General features: G+C 38.5%; 6 protein-coding genes. 3 read left to right on the forward strand and 3 right to left on the reverse strand.

What is annotated here, in order from left to right; translation table 11 throughout:
• Positions 1-45 precede the first annotated feature (45 nt).
• On the forward strand, positions 46-14,019 hold the full coding sequence (locus tag H3T47_RS02740; protein ID WP_199282467.1) for an SLAP domain-containing protein: 13,974 nt from the start codon (positions 46-48) through the stop codon (positions 14,017-14,019).
• A 70-nt stretch (positions 14,020-14,089) separates the two neighbouring features.
• Here the strand turns inward: H3T47_RS02740 and H3T47_RS02745 are convergent, their stop codons facing one another.
• The 3 genes from H3T47_RS02745 to rpsD form a co-directional block, all read right to left on the reverse strand.
• Complete coding sequence (locus tag H3T47_RS02745) at positions 14,090-15,397, reverse strand: replication-associated recombination protein A (RefSeq protein ID WP_199282468.1); 1,308 nt, start codon at positions 15,395-15,397, stop codon at positions 14,090-14,092.
• Positions 15,398-15,865 carry a YueI family protein gene (locus tag H3T47_RS02750; protein ID WP_199282469.1) on the reverse strand — a complete coding sequence of 156 codons (468 nt, stop codon included), beginning with the start codon at positions 15,863-15,865 and terminating at the stop codon, positions 15,398-15,400.
• Positions 15,866-15,935: 70 nt separating this feature from the next.
• Positions 15,936-16,547: a 30S ribosomal protein S4 gene (gene rpsD / locus H3T47_RS02755; RefSeq protein WP_046327029.1), complete on the reverse strand. Its 612-nt coding sequence runs from the start codon at positions 16,545-16,547 to the stop codon at positions 15,936-15,938.
• Positions 16,548-16,971: 424 nt separating this feature from the next.
• On the opposite strand from rpsD, the gene ezrA reads away from it, so the two are divergent.
• Positions 16,972-18,687 (forward strand): septation ring formation regulator EzrA, encoded by a 1,716-nt coding sequence (ezrA, locus tag H3T47_RS02760; protein WP_199282470.1) that lies wholly within the window; start codon positions 16,972-16,974, stop codon positions 18,685-18,687.
• A gap of 161 nt (positions 18,688-18,848) precedes the next feature.
• Positions 18,849-20,006 (forward strand): cysteine desulfurase family protein, encoded by a 1,158-nt coding sequence (locus H3T47_RS02765; protein ID WP_046327031.1) that lies wholly within the window; start codon positions 18,849-18,851, stop codon positions 20,004-20,006.
• The last annotated feature ends 5 nt before the right edge of the window (positions 20,007-20,011 follow it).

The raw sequence follows: 20,011 nt of genomic DNA on the forward strand, positions 1-20,011 counted from the left end.
GTTATAAAATTCAAAGTGTATTTTTAATTCAAGAAAGGACAACTTATGTTAGGGAAAAATAACTTTAAAGAACGACTAAGAAAAATGGAAATGCAACAAAAGCAAGACCGCTTTTCAATTCGCAAATTGACGATCGGTGCCGCTTCTGTTTTGTTAGGATTCACTTTTCTAGGTTTGGGTAGTCAAACGGTTAAAGCCGATACTGATCCATCAACCCAACAAGTCGATAGTAAAACTGAAACCAAGTCATCCGAGTCTGATTTGAGTAATGCTGCAACAGAAAATAATAAGGCTGCTTCTCAATCAACTCAGGATGATAAACAAACCAAAAAGACCGAAAAAGAGCCAAAATTATCTACTTTTTCAGGCTTATCTTCATTTTTGAAGAGTAGTGATGAAGACTCGAAATCTGTCAGCAAGACAAAAACCACAAAAGAGCAGACAAAGAAAGATAGTAAAGAATCCGATCAATCTACTGCTGTTAAGCAGCCAGATACTGAGGCAAATGATGCAAATGCAGTCACACCGGGAAAAACTGATTCAACTGGTAAAGACACTAACACTGATATTACCTCAGGAGACAACACAGCCAGTGATGGCAAATTGCCAGAAGATTCACAGGCAAATGTGATTAAGCCGGGTGATGATACTAGCAATAATGATGAGCAAAATAACAGCACGGATAAAATTGCGCCTGCTAAAAATAAAAATCCATTAGTCAAGGATGCTGGCGATGGTTTTTCTTATCAGGTTTATAACTGGAAAGATTTTCAAGATGCGCTTAACAATATAAATATCACTGAAATTATTTTAATGAATGATGTTAGCGCAGATCCTAATAATGGCAATAATAGATTTAATGTTCCTGGGCGTACTCTCTTAATTAGATCAAACGGAGATGCCAAATATAAACTTGATTTCACTGGCTATTCACCTAGACAAAGCCGTGGTACAAATGCAGATATTACTTATCAAAGTCTTAATATGCGCAGTGGGGACTATTACGGTGTTTGGGATACCGAATATGTAAGTGATAATTATCATGCCAACATTATGTTTAAGGATTGCTCGTTTGAAGGGTCGCAATTAATCTATGCTGGTAGCAATACTCACATCTTTTTTACCGGAAATAATGACGTTCATACTGCAAAATGGCCCAACCGTAGTGATCAACAAATGTTTGAGTTTACTGGTGGTAAGGAAAATGACAGCATAGAATTCTTGGATGGTGAATTTGTCGGTTCAACGTACGGTGGCACTATAATCGAAATGAAGAGTAAGACTAACACTGTTAAAATTAACAGAGGTGCAACCGTAACACTTAATCCCGTGCAAGACTTTGATGAAAACAGAAGCACTGGTGAGGGGGGCAAACCTTTTAGCGCCATTTACATGGAAAGCGGCGGAATTGTTCAAGTTGGTGGCGTCTTGAATATTAATATTGGCCTAAATAAAGTGAGACCTTATAAGGGCACAAGAGATGCCGGTAAAGCCAGGGCTGTTTATTTAAAAGATTCTGGTTCAACATTTAACATTTTACAGAATGGCCAAGTCAATATTAATACGAATGGTAATATTACTGACGCTGCTTCAGGAAATCTATTTTATGATAACGGTAATTTGAACATTAGTCCTAATGGCGAATTAAATATTCTGGGTAGTAACATGGGTGATTACTCAGGCACACTAGTTTATGTTACTGGCTCTGCTGATGTTGAAAATGGTGCCTTTAATATCAGATTAGGCGATGATCCAGGCACAGGAGCAATTAAACTACTTGATGTTCAAGGTGGAACTTTAAAAATTAACAACCCGACATTATTTATTTTGGATTCTCATAATAATAAAAACACTGCAACCAGCATTATTGGCAATAACAAGATCACAATTACTAATGTTCGCCAGCAGCTGCAAACTAACTCTGGCAGCAGATTCACATTGCCGCCTTTGCATGTTTTACAACTGCAGAAATCAGCGAAGGGTATTTCTGTAAATACTATCGAAATGCTTGATGGCAATAAGACTTTGACTCAAGAGCAGTTAGATGAAATTAAGAACGATCCTGCCATTAAAGATATTATTAACGACAGAAAATTTGGTTCTTTCTTAACTGCTGCTGAAGCTGCTGTTAAGAATCCAGAATCTAATAGATTAGATGATATTATCAAAAATGCTTTAGAAAATGCTCTCAGCAGTTCAGATTCTGACAGCTATAATAACGTGACCTTTGTTCCTGCTAACCCAAGTGGATTCTTGGATATTGATGATGATAATTTACAAGTTATCAAGAATAACGATGGTTCTAGGACTATCAAAGGCAAAGTTAAGAACTACACCGAAGCAGAAGATGGTCCAAGTAATGATAATGCCTTTTATAAGTACTTCCCTAAGGGTACTAAGGGTTATGTAATTATTAGATACATTAGCAGCAATGCTAAATATAACCAGGTTATTCAGGAAGATAAAAATCTGAAGCCTTATGCCAATACTAATGATACATACCGTGGCAATATTATTGACCGGGTTCCGGAACTGCCTAAGGTCTTTACTTCCGCAATTAACCCAGACGGTACTTTTGCAGTAACAATACCTGCTGATATTACCCTAAATATGAATAAGGGTGATAAAGTTGAAATAACACCTAACGCCAATTTCGTTGAATACAGTCCAGAAGTTGTCGCAGTAGGTTCTCGTCCGATAGTTAAGAGTATAGATATCCTTACTTTATCAGAAGCTCAAGACGACGCTGCTACTACGATTAGAAACGCGGTAAAAGATGCCGAAAGCAAGAAGCCAACTAATTTAAAAGAAAGCCAATCACAGGCCTTTGAAGATGAACTGGCTAAAGCACTGGCAATGGCAGATTCAGTCACTGAATCTAATAAAGACACAACAGTTTATGGTGCAGATACAATTGCTGAAGTCAACAGACGTAGAGGAGCGGCTCTTGATCTTGTGAATAAAGCTTTGCAAATTGCTAATGAAGAATCAGCAGAGCAAGATAAATTAGCTTCAGCCAAAGAAGCTGCTAAACAAGCACTTGAAAATGAACTTAATGGTAACGGTACTTCCGGGATGCCGGGTGTAGTTAACCAAATTGCTGATTTAGCAAACAGTGGTTTAACTCAGGACAACGTTAAGATATATCAAGATCAGGCTCAAAAAGCATACGATGCTGCAAAGAAAGCTATTGATGACTGTGACAGTTTTGATGAAATCACTAAAGCGCAAGCTAAGGGTGTAGCAGACATTGATCAAGCTTTGACAGATGCTAAAACACAACAACTTATTGATAAAGCTGCAAGTGACTTAAAGACTGCTAAAGAAGACGCTTTGAAGGAATTAGCAGCTGAAAAGGCAACTGTTGAAGATAACATCGCTAATTTAAAGAATATCAGTACTGAAGCTAAAACTGCATTTAATAAGGAAGTTGAAGCTTACTATCAAGACGCTGTTGACAAAGTTAATAACCCGTCACCAGCAAGCGTTGAACAAGTAGACATTGAGAAGAACACTGGGATTATAAACATTGACAGTGTTTGGAACAAAGCTGCAGCACTGGATAAGGAAATTGTTTTTGACCAGAAAAAACTTGATGAATACGCCCAAGCTGCAGCAGACCGCATCAATAAGACGGACATGTCTGAGGAAGACAAGCAAAAAGCAATAACCGATATTAACAAGGCGCGTGATGATGCCAAGATAAATGTGGGCAAACAATTAACGGCTGAAGATGCAGATAAGGTTGCAGATGATGGCGAAAAGGCGATAAAAGCAGTTGAAGACAACGCAAATGCAGCCAACATTGAAGCTATTAAAACTTCTAACATTGCTAACGTTAACGCTGCTGCTGATAGCGCAATTGACCGTGTGAATAAAGCTTATAATAGTTTGACAGAAGCTGGTCAGCAGGAAAAAGCTGCTGCCGATAAAGCGGCTGCAATTTTAGCTATTAATCAGGCTAAAGCCGCAGCCACCGAAACGATTAACGCTGCTACAACCAAAGATGCAATCATCAATGCCTTTAATGCTGCTAAAAACAAGTTTGACAATGCGGCAACTACAGCTGAAGTTGCTTTTGCCAAAATAGCAGCTATTGATGCCGTCAAAAAAGAAGCAGACAATGTCAAGCCGAATTTAAGTGCAGCTGATCAACAGACAGTTGATGGTATCGTAGCAAAAGCTAATAGCGATTTCCAAAAAGCGACAACAGTCGACAAGGTCAACAGCATTAAAGATCAGGCAATTAAAGATATTGCTAATGTTAAAACTACTGCTGATGTAGTTAAGGAAGCCGAAATCAAGGCTAACAAGGATACGCAGACTGCTAATATCGATACGGCAGCCACAGCAGCCAAGAAACGGATAACTGATGCTTACAATAAGTTGTCACAGGCTAACCAAACTAGTTACCAAGAATCGTTACAGAAAGCTTTAGATGATATTGACCAAGCTGCAAAAACTGCTAAAAATAATATTCAGAGTGCCCAAAATGTGGCAGACATTATAACTGCAGCAGAAAAAGGCACACAAGCAATTGCTGCTATTGAAACTAAGACAGAAGTAACATTTGCCCAAGCTGATGCTAAAGAAGCAATTGCAAATGAAGCTGCTAAGGTTAAGCCGAATTTAAGTACAGCTGATCAACAAACAGTTGATGGCATTGTGACTACAGCTAATGGCAAAATTGATGCGGCTACCGATATTCCAACAATTAATAATATTAAAAATCAGGCTATCAAAGATATTGATCAGGTCAAAACCACCGCTGATTCAAATTCAAAGGAAAAAGTTGAAAAGGCAAAAGAGCTGAATAGGACTAGTATTGATGATGCAGCTAAAGCAGCGGTTGCTCGCGTTGAGGCGGCTTATAAGAACTTAACACCTGCTGAACAGTCGGCTAATAAAGCTGCTTTTGACAAAGCTGTTACCGCCATTAAGAATGCCCAAACTACAGCTGAAGCCAAGATTGCAGCTGCGACTACTGAAACTGAAGTTGCTGCCGCAGCAAGTGAAGGTACAACAAACATTAATAAGCTGGCAGATGCAGCTGAATTAAACTTTGTCAAGATTACTGCTAACGACGCAGTACAAGCTGAAGCTGGAAAGGTAAAACCTAACCTCAAAGAAACAGCTGATCAAAATAAAGTAGATGAAATTGTTGACCAAGCAAAAGCCGACATTGGCGCTGCTGAGACCGTTGATAACGTAAACAGAATAAAAGAGAATGCAATCAAGGCAATTGACAACGTCAAAAGTAATGCAGAACAAACAATTCAAAAAGCACAAGAATTAAGCAAGGCAAGTGTTGATGCCCAAGCAGATGCCGCTAAGAAGCGGGTCAAAGATGCTTATGATAAGCTCACAGCTGATGAGCAAAAGACGACCGCAGTTCAAACTGCTTATAACGCAGCTAATAATGCCATTGATAAAGCTAAGACTGTAGCAGAGACTGCAATAGCTGCCGCACAAACTAATTCAGAAATCACAACAGCTGTTGATAATGCTAATAAAGCCTTTACACAAGCAGCTTCTGACGCCGAATTGGCCTTTGCCAAGGTGGCTGCGATAGATGCAGTTCAGAGTGAAGCGGACAAAGTCAAGCAAGGCTTAAAGCAAACAGTTGATCTTAATAAAGTAGATAGTATAGTAACCCAGGCTCAAACTGATTTGAACAATGCTGATAGTGTTACCAAAGTTGACTTCATTAAAGACCAGGCAATTAAAGATATTGATAATGTTAAAGCTACAGCTGATGCAGCTGTTGACAACTCCCAAACAGTCAATAAAGCTAATATTGATAAAGCGGCAGCTGAAGCAATTCAACGGGTTCAGAATGCATATAACGAGTTATCTGCGGCTGAACAAGAGCAGGCTAAGTCAGAATACAATAAAGCTGTCAGTGATATTAATGAGGCAAAGAATTCTGCGGATGCGGCAATCCAAGCAGCAAAGACAGTAGATGATGCGACAAATGCTGCTACAGCAGGAATTTCTGCAGTTAATGATATTGCCAACAAGGCAGAACTATCATTTGCAAAATTGGGAGCTAAAGCTGAGGTTAAAGCAGCCGCAGATGAAGTCACTAAACGTCTTGATAATGAAAACCAGCAAAAGGTACAAGAGATAGTAACTACAGCAAATACTAACATTGACAAGGCTACTACTATAACTGACGTGGTTAAATTTAGGGACCAGGCTATCAATGATATTAAAGGTGTCAAAGCTGTAGCAGACGCCGTTCAAGAAGCACAGTTAAATGAAAACAAGAAAAACAACACCGCTAATGTTAATGAAGCTGCTGATGCTGCTAGAAAACGTGTCAATGATGCATATAGTAAGTTGAATGAATCTCAAAAGAATGCTAATCACCAGACTTACCAAAATGCCCTTGATGCGATTGATAATGCTGCAAATAGTGCAAATAACCAAATTACACTGGCACAGTCAAGTGATCAAATATCAGAAATAGTTAAAACTGCTAAGACTCAGTTTGATAATGCAGCAACAAAAGCGGAAGTAGCTTTTGCTAAAGTAACAGCTGTTGCAGATATTTTGAATGAAGCTAATAAGGTTAAACAAGACCTAAAGGCTGATGCTGATAAGAATCGGGTTGACAATATTGTTAACACTGCTACTACCAGTATTAATAGCACTAATACTGATACTGTAGCTAAAGTAACCAGTATTAGGGATCAGGCTATTAAAGATATCGACGCTGTTAGAGCGGAAGCTAATGGTGGTGAACAAGCCAGTCTGGAAGAAACTAAGAATAATCGGACTAGTGATGTTAACAAAGCAGCAGCAAACGCTAAGGCTCGGGTTGATATGGCTTACGGTCAGCTGACACCTGCTGAACAAGATGCAACAAAGCAGACTTATACTGATACTCTTGCTGCAATTGAGAGCACTCGTCTTAAAGCAAATAATGATATTGCCAGTGCTGAAAATAAGGATGCGGTAAGCCATATAGCAGCAGCTGCTGAGCAGGAACTTGATCAAGAAGCAACAAAAGCAGAGGTGGCATTTGCGAAAACAGCTGCTAAAGATGCAATTCAGGCTGAAGAGCAGAGTGCTATTGCCGACCTTAAAGGTCAAGACGATAAGACTTCTGTGCAGAACATCGCTAACAATGCTATTAAAGAAATTGACCAAAATTCGACAGATACTGTTGCCAAAGTAAACAGCATTAAAGATAGCGCAATTAGTGCCATTAAGGCTGTTAAAAACACGGCAAATGCAGTAGATCAAGCAATTGTTGAAGAAGCTCGCAAAGACAGCTCTGCAAATATTAACGAAGCAGCTGAAGCAGCTAAGAAGAGAGTTGAAGCAGCATATAGTAAGCTGACGGGAACTGAACAAGCAGTTGCCAAACAGGCTCATGATGACGCTCTTAGCGCAATTGCAAGTGCGCAAAAAGCTGCTAACGATGCAATTTCTTCATTAAATTCAAAAGCAGAAATTACTCAGGCAGCAAATGAGGGTATTAATAAGATTGATGCAGCAGCAAACGAAGCAGAAGTAGCTTTCGCCAAGGTAGCAGCTAAGGATGCAGTTCATGAAAAAGCCAAATCTGTCATAGATCAGTTAAATAAATCTGATGATAAGAAAAAAGTGCAGGAAATTTCTGATCAAGCAGATAAAGATATCGACGCAACTGGAGCAGATACTGTAGATAAGGTAAACAGCATTAGAGATAAAGCAATCAATGATATAAGTAATGTAAAAGCAACTGCGGATGACAATGAACAGAAAGAACTGGAGCAAACAAAGGAAAATAATAAGGCTAGTGTTGATGATTTAGTTAAAGCTGCTAAAAAACGTGTTCAAGATGCTTATGACAAACTCGGAAAAGACGAAAAAGTTTTAGCTGCAAGTGAGTACAATAAAGCCATGGCTGACATCACTCAAGCCCAAGCAACAGCAAATGATGCGATTAGTGCGGCTGCAAATGCGGATGCAATTGTTAAGGCGGTAAGTACTGCGTCTACTGCCTTTGATGCGGCAGCTACAACAGCTGAGGTGGCATTTGCTAGAGTGACAGCTAAGACTGCAATCCAAGCTGAAGCTGATAAAGTCAAAAAAGGTTTGAAGCAGGAAGTTGACCAAACAAAAGTCGATAATATAGTGTTACGGGCAGAAAATGATCTTGCTGCAGCTGTAAGCGTAGATAATGTAAATACTATTGCGGCTCAAGCTATTAAAGACATTGATGCCGTTAAAGATACTGCTGAGGGAAATGAGCAGAAGGATTTAGCTAAAGTTAAGGATGATTCTAAGCAGAGTATTGATCAAGCTGCCACAGCTGCAAAGCAAAGAATTAAGGATGCATATAATACTCTTAGTGCAGATGAACAGGCAGCAACTAAGACAGATTATGACAAGGCAATCCAAACCATTACCGATGCTCAAACTGCAGCTCAAGCTGCTATAGAAAAAGCAACGGACAAGGATGCCGTAAGTAAAGCTGTCGGAGATGCAGATCAGGCTTTCACCCAAGCAGAAACGGAAGCTAAATTAGCATTTGCCAAAGTAGCAGCTAAAGATGCTGTTGATAAAGTGGCAAGTACTGTTAAGGGTAATTTGAGTAAGGATGCTGATAAGAAACAAGTAGATGTAATTTCAACTCAAGCTGATACTGCTATTGATAAAGCTAACGATATCACAACGGTCAATCAATTAAGAGATAAGGCAATTAGCGACATCAATGCTGTTAAAGCAACCGCCGAGGCAGTCGACAAAGCTACCTTGGAGCAAGCTAAGGATAATGGTAAGACCAATGTTAATGGTGCTGCTGCTGATGCTAAAAAACGGGTAGAAAATGCTTATAATAATCTTAATTCTGACCAAAAGAATGATAATTATCAAGCATACCAAAATGCTCTTACTGCAATTGACAATGCAGCCGATGCAGCAAATATCAAAATTGGTCAAGCCCAAACTGCTGACGAAATTAAAGGGGCAGTTGATGATGCTAAGACTAAGTTTAATGATATTGCAACCAAAGCTGAAGTAGCCTTTGCTAAAGTTATAGCTAAAGCTGCTGTTCAAAAGGAAGCAACAAAGGTTAAGAATGACCTGAAGTCTCAAGCTGATAAAAACAAGGTTGATGGTATTGTTAACCAAGCTAATATCCAGTTTAACGACAGTGCTACAGACACAGTGCAAGAGGTAAACAGTATTAGGGATAAAGCAATCGATGATATCGATGCTGTTAAAGACGCAGCTAACGGCAATGAACAAGCAAGCTTAGAAGAAACTAAGAATAATCAAAAGGGTAATATTAACAGTGCAGCAGACGCAGCTAAGGCCCGAATAGAAAAAGCTTATAATGATCTGGAAAAAGATCAACAACAAAAAACTAAGCAGGTTCATGATAATGCAATTACTGCAATTGAAAATGCACTTCAAAAAGCAATTGCCGATATTCAAAATGCTGAAACTAAAGATGCTGTGGTAGCCATAGCAGCAACAGCAGAGCAAAAATTTGATCAGGAAGCAACAAAAGCAGAGGTAGACTTCGCAAAAGTGGCAGCTAAAGATGTAGTTCACAAAGAAGCTGCTAACGCTCAAAGTCAGTTAAAGAACACTGCTGATAAACAAAAGGTTCAAAATATTTCTGATCAAGCAGATACCGATTTTGATGATGTTGCAACAGATACGGTAGACAAAGTAAATAGCATCAAAGAAAACGCCATTAATGCAATTAATGCTGTTAAAAATACTGCATCAGCAGTAGATGAGGCTTTGCTAGAGCAGGCTCGTAAAGACAGCACTCAGAACATCACTAATGCCGCAGAAGCTGCTAAGAAACAAGTTGAAGATGCTTATGAAAAACTAAGTTCAAGTCAAAAGGCAGCAACAAAACTTGACCATGATAATGCGCTTACCGCAATTGAAAATGCCCAAACTGCAGCCATTGATGCAGTCAATGCAGCAACAAGCAAAGATGCTATCACTTCAGCAGTTAATGATGGAGTTAACAAGATTAACGCAGCAGCAACTACCGCAGAGGTAGCTTTTGCCAAAACAGCTGCTAAAGATGCGGTTCAAGCTGAAGCTGCAAATGTGATTAAGAAGCTAAAAGACAAAAAAGATCAGGAAACAGTTCAGAAAATCGCTGACGATGCAGTGACAAATATTGACAGTGCTTCAACTGATACAGTGCAAAAGGTCAATGACATCAGAGATCAAGCCATCAATGATATTGATAAGGTGAAGAATACTGTTGATACCGCTGAACAAGCTAAGTTAGAAGAAGCTAAAGACAATAGTCAGGCAAGTGTTGATGAAGCTGCTGCAGCCGCTACAAAACGGGTTGAAGATGCATATAATAAGCTTAGTTCGCAGCAACAAACCAAGACTAAAGCAGATCATGATGCAGCTATTACTGCAATTAAAAATGCACAAAAAGCAGCAAATGAAGCTATTGCGCAAGCAAAAGATAAGAGTGCAGTGGCTGGAGCTGTTTCAACTGCAAATACAGCCTTTGATCAGGCGGCCACTCAGGCTGAAGTAGCTTTTGCAAGGGTAGTTGCTAAAGAAGATATTAGGAATGAAGCAGATAAGATCGAAAATGGGTTGAGCCTTGAAAGTGATAGGACTAAAGTTGAAGGCATTGTCAACGAAGCTAATACACAGTTAAATACAGCTGATACAGTGCAAAAGGTCAATGATATTAGAGATCAAGCCATCAGTGATATTGATACTGTCAAGACAACTGCAGATCAAACTGCTGCTACTAAGCTTGATAATGACAAGAAAGATGCAATTACTGCTTTAACTAACAAACAAACTGAAGTTAAAAATGGCATCGATTCCCTGAAAAATGTCAGTGCTGAAAACAAGACCGCTCTAAAAGATAAAGTAGATCGCTTCTACCAAGATGCAGTTAACAAGATTAAAGATGTAGGTACAACTACTTCTGACCAAGTTAACAGTGCTAAACAAGAAGGCATCGATAACATGAGCAAAGTTCTTGAGGATGCAAAAGCTTTAGATACAGCTATTGCAAATGACCAAAAGAAATTAGATGATCATGCTTCTGCAGCAATTGACAAGATTAATAAGTCTGATTTATCTGACGCTGATAAAGAAAAGGCTATTGAATCAATCAATAAAGCTCGTGATGATGCTAAAGAGACTGTTGCTTCACAGCCAACTGTCGAAAAGGCAGACGCAGCTGAAAAAGCTGGAGAAAGTGCAATTGATACAGCTGAAAAAACTGCTACAGATACAGATTTAGGAAATACTAAACTAACCGAAAAGACCAAAGTCGAGGCTGCGGCAGACAATGCTAAGAAACAACTTGATGATGATTATAATAAGCTGACTCTTGACCAGCAAAAGGAAGTTAAAGATAAGTATGACAAAGCTAAAGCAGATATTGATCAGGCTAAAGCTGATGCTGAAAAAGCAATAGATTCAGCTACTTCCAAACAAGATGTCAATAATGCTTCTGATAAAGCTAAGACTGACATTGACAAAGCTAAAAATGACGCTGAATTAGCTTTTGCTCAAGCTGCAGCTAAAGACGCAGTTAAAGCAGTTGCTGAAGATATCAAGAGTGGCTTAAATAGACAAGAGGATAAGAACAAGGTTGACGATCTTGTTACTCAAGCTAATAAAGATATTGACGCTGCAACTACAATTGATTCTGTAAATAGCACTCGTGACAAAGCGATTACTGCAATTAAGGGTATTAAGAATTCTGCAGATCAATCAGATAAAGATGACTTAGCTGTTATCAAGTCAACTAATAAAACAAATGTTGACCAGGCAGCAACTAAAGCTAAAAACCGTGTTGATGAAGCTTATAACAAGCTTAATGACACTCAAAAAGCAACTACTAAAGCTGATTATGACAATGCTTTAGCCGCTATTGAGGATGCTAAGAAAGCAGCCGAAACTAAGATAGACAGTGCTACTAATGCAGACGCGGTTGCAGCAGCAGTTGACAATGCTTCTAGACAATTTGATTCTGCAGCAGGAACAGCTGAACTAGCCTTCAGTAAAGTGGCTGCCAAAGATGAAGTCAATAAAGCAGCTTCTACAGCTAAGCCAAGCTTGAGTAAAGATAATCAGGATCGGGTAGATGAAATAGCAAAACAGGCAAGTGTTGATATTGATTCAGCTGAAACTGTTGCCAATGTTGCTAGAATTAAGCAAACCGCTATTGATAAAATTAATGCCTTAAAAGGTAATGATGAAAAAGACTTAGCTCAAGCTATCTCAAATGCCAAAGCAGAATTGAGCAAAAAGCATGATGATGCGGTAGCAAGACTGAAGGATAAGTTTGGTAATGATGCAGATACCACTGAAGTAGATAAAGCATTCAACTCGAATAAGGACATCACTGGAGCATCGGTTGAAGAAGTTAAAGAGCACGAATTAGCAGCCGAAAGGGAATTGGCTAAAGGCGAAGTTCAAGATACTGGCACAAATGCTAAGAAGAAAGTTGATGAATTAAAGCACAAGGATGGTACTGACTATACCCAAGCTGAAAAAGATGCTATCAAGAACCAAATTGACAAAGATGTTCATCACGCTATTGATAAGAATGGTACTATTGATCAAGCAAGCGATTCAGCTGGTGTGGATAAAGCTCGTAAGGATGCAATTGACAAGATAATTGGTGAAACAATTCCTGACAGTCAGGAAGTTATCAACATCATAAATCAAGATAAAGAAGTTCTCAGTCAAAGACTTGCTAAGATTCGTGAAGCTGCTACTGCATATTTGAAGCAGAAGTTTGGTCCTGACACTGATGATAGTGCCATTCAGCAAAGTTATGAAGCTGCACTAGCAAAACTTAAAGCAAATCCTACAGACTTAACAACCGAACTTGAAGGTGAAAAACTGATAGCCAAGGGCGCTTTAGCAGATGCCCAAAAGGCTGCCAATAAGCGGGTTGATAGCGACAATAATTATGATTCTTCTGCTAAAGCTCAGATTAAGCAAACTATTCAAAAAGATTACAACGATCTTCTAAATAGTATCGAAGCTAGTTCGGCAGTTAGTGAAATAATTACGGCAAAACGTAATCTCGGAATTGATCAACTATATCGTGATGCTACTGAAGCTAATGTTCATGTCACTAACATTGTAGAAAATGGCGGTGGTGCTCAAACTCCTGGAATATTGCCAAATCAACCAAATAAGACTGATGATAAAGATAAGGATACTGATAAGAAGAATGAAGACTCTGAAAGAGTTGTCTTGATGCACAATGCTTACCTCTATGATGGCAATGGCAAACGTGCAAACGGTATTACTTTGGGAGCTGGTTCAATTCTTGATACATATGGTATTGAAACAATTAACGGTGACCAATATTATGTCTTAATTGATAAAGGTGATAATGATAAGAAATACTATGTAGCAGTGGGCAACATTAAGAGCACAGCCCAAAAGCTGAAGCACAATGCTTACATTTATAACCAATATGGCAAGCGGGTTAAGAAATCTGGCAAACTGAAGACCGGTAAAGCTATTGCCACTTATGGCAGCAGCGTCAAAATTCGCGGCAAGAAGTACTTCACTATTGCTAAGAATCGTTATATCAAGGCTGCTAATATTGCTAGTCAAGATGTATTGCTTAAGAGTGCAACAGCAAAACAAGGAGCTGCAGTTGCCAGCGGAGATCAATCACACATCCTGATTAATAAGAAAGTTATGCATAACGCATACCTTTACGATCAAAAAGGTATTCGTGCCAATGGCTTAATCATTAATGCAGGTTCAACAGTTGATGTGGTAACTCAAAAAGTTGTTAATAAGAAGATCTATTATGTTCTTGAAGATGGTTTGTATATTGCCGCAGGCAATATCGACTCTAAGAAACTTAAACTAAAACGCAACGCCTACATTTACAATCAGTATGGCAGTCGTGTTGGTAAAAAAGTGCTGAAGAAACATAAGTCCGTAAAGACCTATGGTAATCCAGTTAAGATTAAGGGTAAGAAATATTACACCGTAGCAAAGAATAAATTTGTTAAGAAAGCTAATATCAAAGGATAATCAATTTCTTAACTAAAATAAAAGTGTCACAATTGTTAGAAATAACAGTTGTGGCACTTTTTGAATTCGTTTATTTTTTCTTTAAACCATTTTTTTGTAATTCATGCAGGGTTTCGTACTGCTTTTTTAAGCCCTTTTCAATTTTAGAATTGCCCTTAGGCTGGAAATATTGTTTACCCACTAATTTATCTGGTAAATATTGTTGGGCTACCCAATCATTTGCAAAAGAGTGGGGGTAAATATAGCCCTTGCCATGACCTAATTTTTTGGCTCCTGAATAATGGGCATCTTTTAAGTCTGCTGGTATGCTGCCATAATCCTTATTTTTAACATCCTGCAGGGCAGCATCAATCGCACTAATTGCACTATTACTCTTAGGAGATATTGCTAACTCAATGACTGCGTTAGCTAGAGGTATTCTGGCCTCAGGAAATCCGAGATTCTTTGCTGCTTGAATAGCAACTTGAGTATGCTGAACAGCGGCTGGATTAGCCAGTCCAATATCTTCATAAGCTATCACGCTTAGGCGCCGGCAAATTGCTACTAGATCACCTGATTCAATTAATCTCGCCAGATAATGCAAGGCGGCATCTGTATCAGAACCGCGAATTGACTTTTGAAAAGCAGATACTAAATCATAATGGCCGTCACCTTTGGCATCAAAGTTTTGACTACGCATTTGAATCGAATTTGCCATTTCGTCTTGATTAATAGTCAGGCTTTCAGTTTCAGTTTTACCAGCTGCAACCAGCTCTTGCTTTGTTGAGCGCACAGCTAATTCAAGTCCGTTTAGAGTTGCACGTAAATCACCATTGCCTTTTTGTACTAAAAGATTTCTAGCATCATGTGTTAATTTTACTTGGTATTTTCCCAGACCATTTTTATCATCGGTTAAAGCACGGTCAATTGCTTTACTGATGTCTTCTGCAGCAAGAGGCTTAAGTTCGAAAATTTGGCACCGGGAACGAATAGCAGGAGAGATAGCTATATACGGATTTTCAGTTGTTGCACCAATCAAAATAATTTGTCCAGATTCTAGCAATGGCAAGAGAAAATCCTGTTTAGTTTTGTCTAAACGGTGAATTTCATCTAATAATAATATAACGGTGCCACTGAGTTTTCCTTCTGCCGCCACTTGTTCTAACTGCTTTTTACTATCGGTTGCCGCATTCAACTGGCGAAAAGCATACTTGGTTGAACCCGCAATTGCACTGGCAATACTGGTTTTGCCGATGCCAGGGGGACCATAGAGTATCATAGATGACAGCATCTTGGCTTCAACCATACGCCGAATAATTTTACCCGGACCAATTAAATGTTGTTGACCAACAACTTCATCTAAATTTTGTGGTCTCATTCTGTAAGCTAATGGCTTCATTTAATTGTCTCCGTGAAAAAGCCGGTGCCAGAAGCCAGCCTTTTTTTGATTAGTATTGCTAAGCTGGGTTTTAGGCATTTCCGGCGGATATACCTGATTAATTTCAATCCGCATCTTGTTAATTGCGGCTGGTGCCACTACTAAAATGGCTGAGTCATCTGGACCGGTTTTAGCAGTTTCGTTGTTAACAATAGTAAAAGCAATCTCGTATTTACTACAATAAGTTTCTACTTGATCTACAAAATTATCATGCAAGTTGCCATTTATTAGTATGTTGTACCCTGTATAATCTTTAAAGTGTAATAAAAATAGTTTAGTTAATTTGGGGTCTTGTACTTCAGTATTAGTCATTCTAACTAAAACCCGTTCGCGAAGAGAACCTAAAAATCTTCTTCGCTCATCAGGTCTTGTTTGCGGAGTAATCCCTTGAGCAGCGTTCGATACTCTGGTATTTAAATCCTCAGTCATCAGTAGCTTTTCCTTTCGGGTAGCAAAAACCCCTCTCCAAGTAGGAAAGGGGTTTTGTAAAATGTGGAAATTAAAGTAACTTGTTGTAGTATTCAACAACTAAAGCTTCGTTAATTTCTGGTTCCATTTCATCACGTTCTGGGAGACGAACAAGTGAACCTTCCATTTTGTTATCATCAAATGAAACAAAAGATGGGCGGGATACAACTGCTTCAAGTGCATCCTTAACTTGTTGCAAGTTCTTTGACTTTTCCTTGAGGCCAATGACTTGACCAGCCTTAACTTCGTAAGATGGAATATCAACACGCTTGCCGTCAACAGTAATGTGACCGTGGTTAACTAGTTGTCTAGCTTGTTCTCTAGTAGTAGCAAAACCTAAACGGTAAACAAGACTGTCTAAGCGGCATTCAAGCAAAGCCATGAAGTTAGTACCGTGTTCACCTTCACGGATCTTGCCGGCACGTGTAAACAAAGTTCTAAATTGACGTTCGTTTAAACCGTACATCCAACGTAGCTTTTGCTTTTCGTGCAATTGCTCGCCGTATTCTGATAAACGACCACGTGAATTAGGACCATGTTGACCAGGAGCATAGTTACGACGACTAATTTCCTTGCCTGTGCCTGAAAGTGAAATTCCTAATCTTCTAGAACGTTTCCAACTTGGACCTGTATATCTTGACATAAAATCCTCCAATAAAATCTGATAACAGTTTTTGGAGTAAAATAGTTACGTATAAGTTTAACATTCGTGCATCTTAATTTTCATTTTCGCCTATTGCAGCGTCGGTTACTCGTTCACTAAAACGTATTAAGATGTTGACGTTCTTGCCACTTATAGCTGCAAATATTTTACACGCTCTATATTATAGTTGTCTCAGTGTATTAAAGCAAGAAAAACATTATTTACTTTATTTAATAGGAAGAAAAAAGAAAAACCAGTTTTAGTTAGCGCTCATACTAAACAATTTCCCTTTAAAACTAGAGTGTATTTATTAATAGTAACTAAATTTTCTCGGCAGAATTGGATTATTTTTGCCAGTAAAGAAAACTCATACCCACAATAATACAGAAATTTGTTATAATTGGGTTAGTTTTGGAGGAAAATTATGTCACCAGCTCAATCCATAGTTGTAATCATAGCAAGTTTAATCATTATTATAATTGTAGTACTTATGATAGTAGTCAACCGTCGTCAATTGCGGGAAATTTTGGAATTGGACGACCAGATCTCAGAAATAGAAAAAATGCATTTGGAAACAGATATAATTAATCTGGATAAAATGGATTTAGCAGGTGAGAGTCTGACTACTTTGACTACATGGCGCAAGAATTATACGCAGGCAGCAACTGAAAAAATACCTGCAGCGCAGACTTTTCTCGAACAAGCAGCCGACCAAAATGCGCATTATCATTTATTTAAAGCGCATAAAAACATCAAACAAGCTCAGGAAATTATGACGCAAACTTATGATGATGCGAAAAATACTAAGGAAGTTTTCACTGAACTGCTCGAATCAAATAGAGAAAACCAAAAGCAATATGATGACTTATTTAATCAGTATAAAGACCTGCGCAAAAATGTACTTGCTGATTCTTTTGAATATGGTTCTGCCCTTGATCAGATTGAAAATGAGCTGACAGCAATGGAAAATGACTTTTCCGAAGCTAAGAGTTTAACTGCTCAAGGCGATCAGGTAGAAGCAAAACGTATTCTTTCAAAAATTAAAGCTGCTTTGGCAAATGTAGGCTGCCTTTTACCCCAAGTCAGAGAGGCAAGGCATCAACTTGATCAGGTATTTCAAGATCAATTAGATGAATTATCTGATACATATAAAAAGATGATGTCTTCCAAGTTTTATATTACTGAGCTTGATGTTTTAGCCGAAATTAAGAAAGTCCGTGGTCAAGTTACCGATGCTGGTAAGCTATTAACCGAATTAAAGATTTCTGCTTTGAATAAAGAAATTGCTAAAATCAAACAAGAAATATCGGCCTTGTACGACGTTTTGATTAAAGAATACAAGGCACGTCCATTTGTAGAGGAAAACCAGGAGAAAATCCAACGCTTATTGGCCCATGAACAAGTAGAGTCTAAGAATTTGGTCGCTAAATTACGCCATATTGATGAAAGTTATGAATTAACGCATAATGAATTAGCTACCAGTAGGCAATTAGAACAAGAAGTTAATGATATGGAGCGGCAATATACGGTTGATACGCAGAATGTGGCTGATGGTAAAGGAGTATATTCTGCAATTAAATCGTCGTGGTTAAGTATGTTGGACCGTTTACGCGAAATTAGTGCGCAACAGAAAAAAATGGCGCAAGATGTTGATGGGTTATATGATTCTGAAAATGTGGCTAATGATTCAATCAACCGTTTCAAGCAGGAAGTTTCTCTGGTTTATCGGCGTTTGGAGCGTAAAAAGCTGCCGGGAAACCCCGATGCCTTTGTCCAGATGTATACGTTAGTCGTCAATGAAATTGGGCACGTGGCTAAAGAGTTAAGCCAAGTGCGATTAAATATGGAAAAGATTTCACAGGAATTAATTCAGATTTCTGATGACGTTGAAAGGTTAAAAAGAGAGTCAGACGATATTATCAATTCTGCGGACTTAGTTCAGCTTACCTTACAATATTCAAATAAATATTCAAATAATGGGTCAATTAAAGCTGCTCAGAAAAAGGCAATGCAACTTTATGAAGAAGAATTCAATTATAAAGATGCTCTTGATACGATTGCGACTGCTATTGAAAAAGTCGAACCAGGTTCATATCAGCGTTTAGAAAACTTGTATTATTCAGATAAGAAAAACAATTGATTATACTTTAGTTACCAATTATAATTATCAAGCTTTAAGATTAGCAAATGATTTTAAAGCTTTTTTAGTGTAGCTGCATTAATAATTGAAGCTTTAGTTAATTTAAGTTACAATTTATAAGTTAATAGCTAATCATGTAGTGCTTTGGGGGAGAGAAACTTTTGATATACTTTGACAATAGTGCCACGACCAAGATTGACCCTTCTGTTTTAGCAACCTATGATCAAGTTGCGCAAACTATTTGGGGCAATCCCTCCAGTTTACATAAATTGGGTGACCGTGCTTTTCAACTTTTAGAAAGTTCACGTAAGCAAATTGCTGCACTTTTAAAGGTTAAACAGGATGAAATATTTTTTACATCAGGTGGTACCGAAGCGAACAATTGGGCAATAAAAGGGACTGCTTTTCAAAAACGTGAATTTGGTAAACACCTCATTACTTCAAGTGTTGAACATGCCTCCGTCGCTAATGCTTTTAATGCTTTAGAATACCTGGGTTTTCGGGTAACTCGCTTGCCAGTTGACAAAGAAGGGCGCGTTAACGTTAATGATTTGCGTAATGCACTGGATTCTGACACTACTTTGGTATCAATTATGGGTGTTAATAATGAGATTGGAACTATTCAGCCCATTGAAGAAATTAGTGATTTGTTAACTAATTATCCGACAGTCAGTTTTCATGTTGATAACGTCCAAGCTTTAGGTAAAAATATTTGGCAGCGTGTTTTTACTCCCCGCGTGGATTTTTCCAGTTTGTCTGCTCATAAATTTCATGCTCCAAGAGGTACGGGTATTCTTTACAAAAAAGAAGGAAAAATGCTCGCACCACTTCATGATGGCGGTGGTCAGGAAAAAGGGCTGCGGTCGGGTACCGAAAATTTGCCGGCAATTGCAGGAATGTCTAAAGCTATCCGCCTTCTGTTAGAAAATGAAGCGGCTAAAGCTCAAAAAGAGTCTGCTATTAAAGGCAAAATTGTAGCATACTTACAAGATAAACCGGGGATAACTATTTTTTCACCTGTTTCTGCTGACTTTGCACCGCATATTTTATGTTTTGCACTTGAAGGGATCAGAGGAGAAACACTAGTACATACACTGGAAGAACATGATATTTATACTTCAACGACTTCTGCCTGTGCCTCGACTAAAGTTGATGAGGCTAGCACATTAGTGGCAATGCACATTGATAATAAAGTTGCAACCAGTGCTATTCGCCTTAGTTTTGATGAAACTAACACTCTTGCAGAAGCTGATGAATTTATTAAAGTCTTTGATCAGATTTACCGGCACTTTGCCACAATTAATCATTTAGGAGAATAAAATTA

This window comes from Lactobacillus sp. W8093 (assembly GCF_016100925.1).
GTDB lineage: Bacteria > Bacillota > Bacilli > Lactobacillales > Lactobacillaceae > Lactobacillus > Lactobacillus helsingborgensis.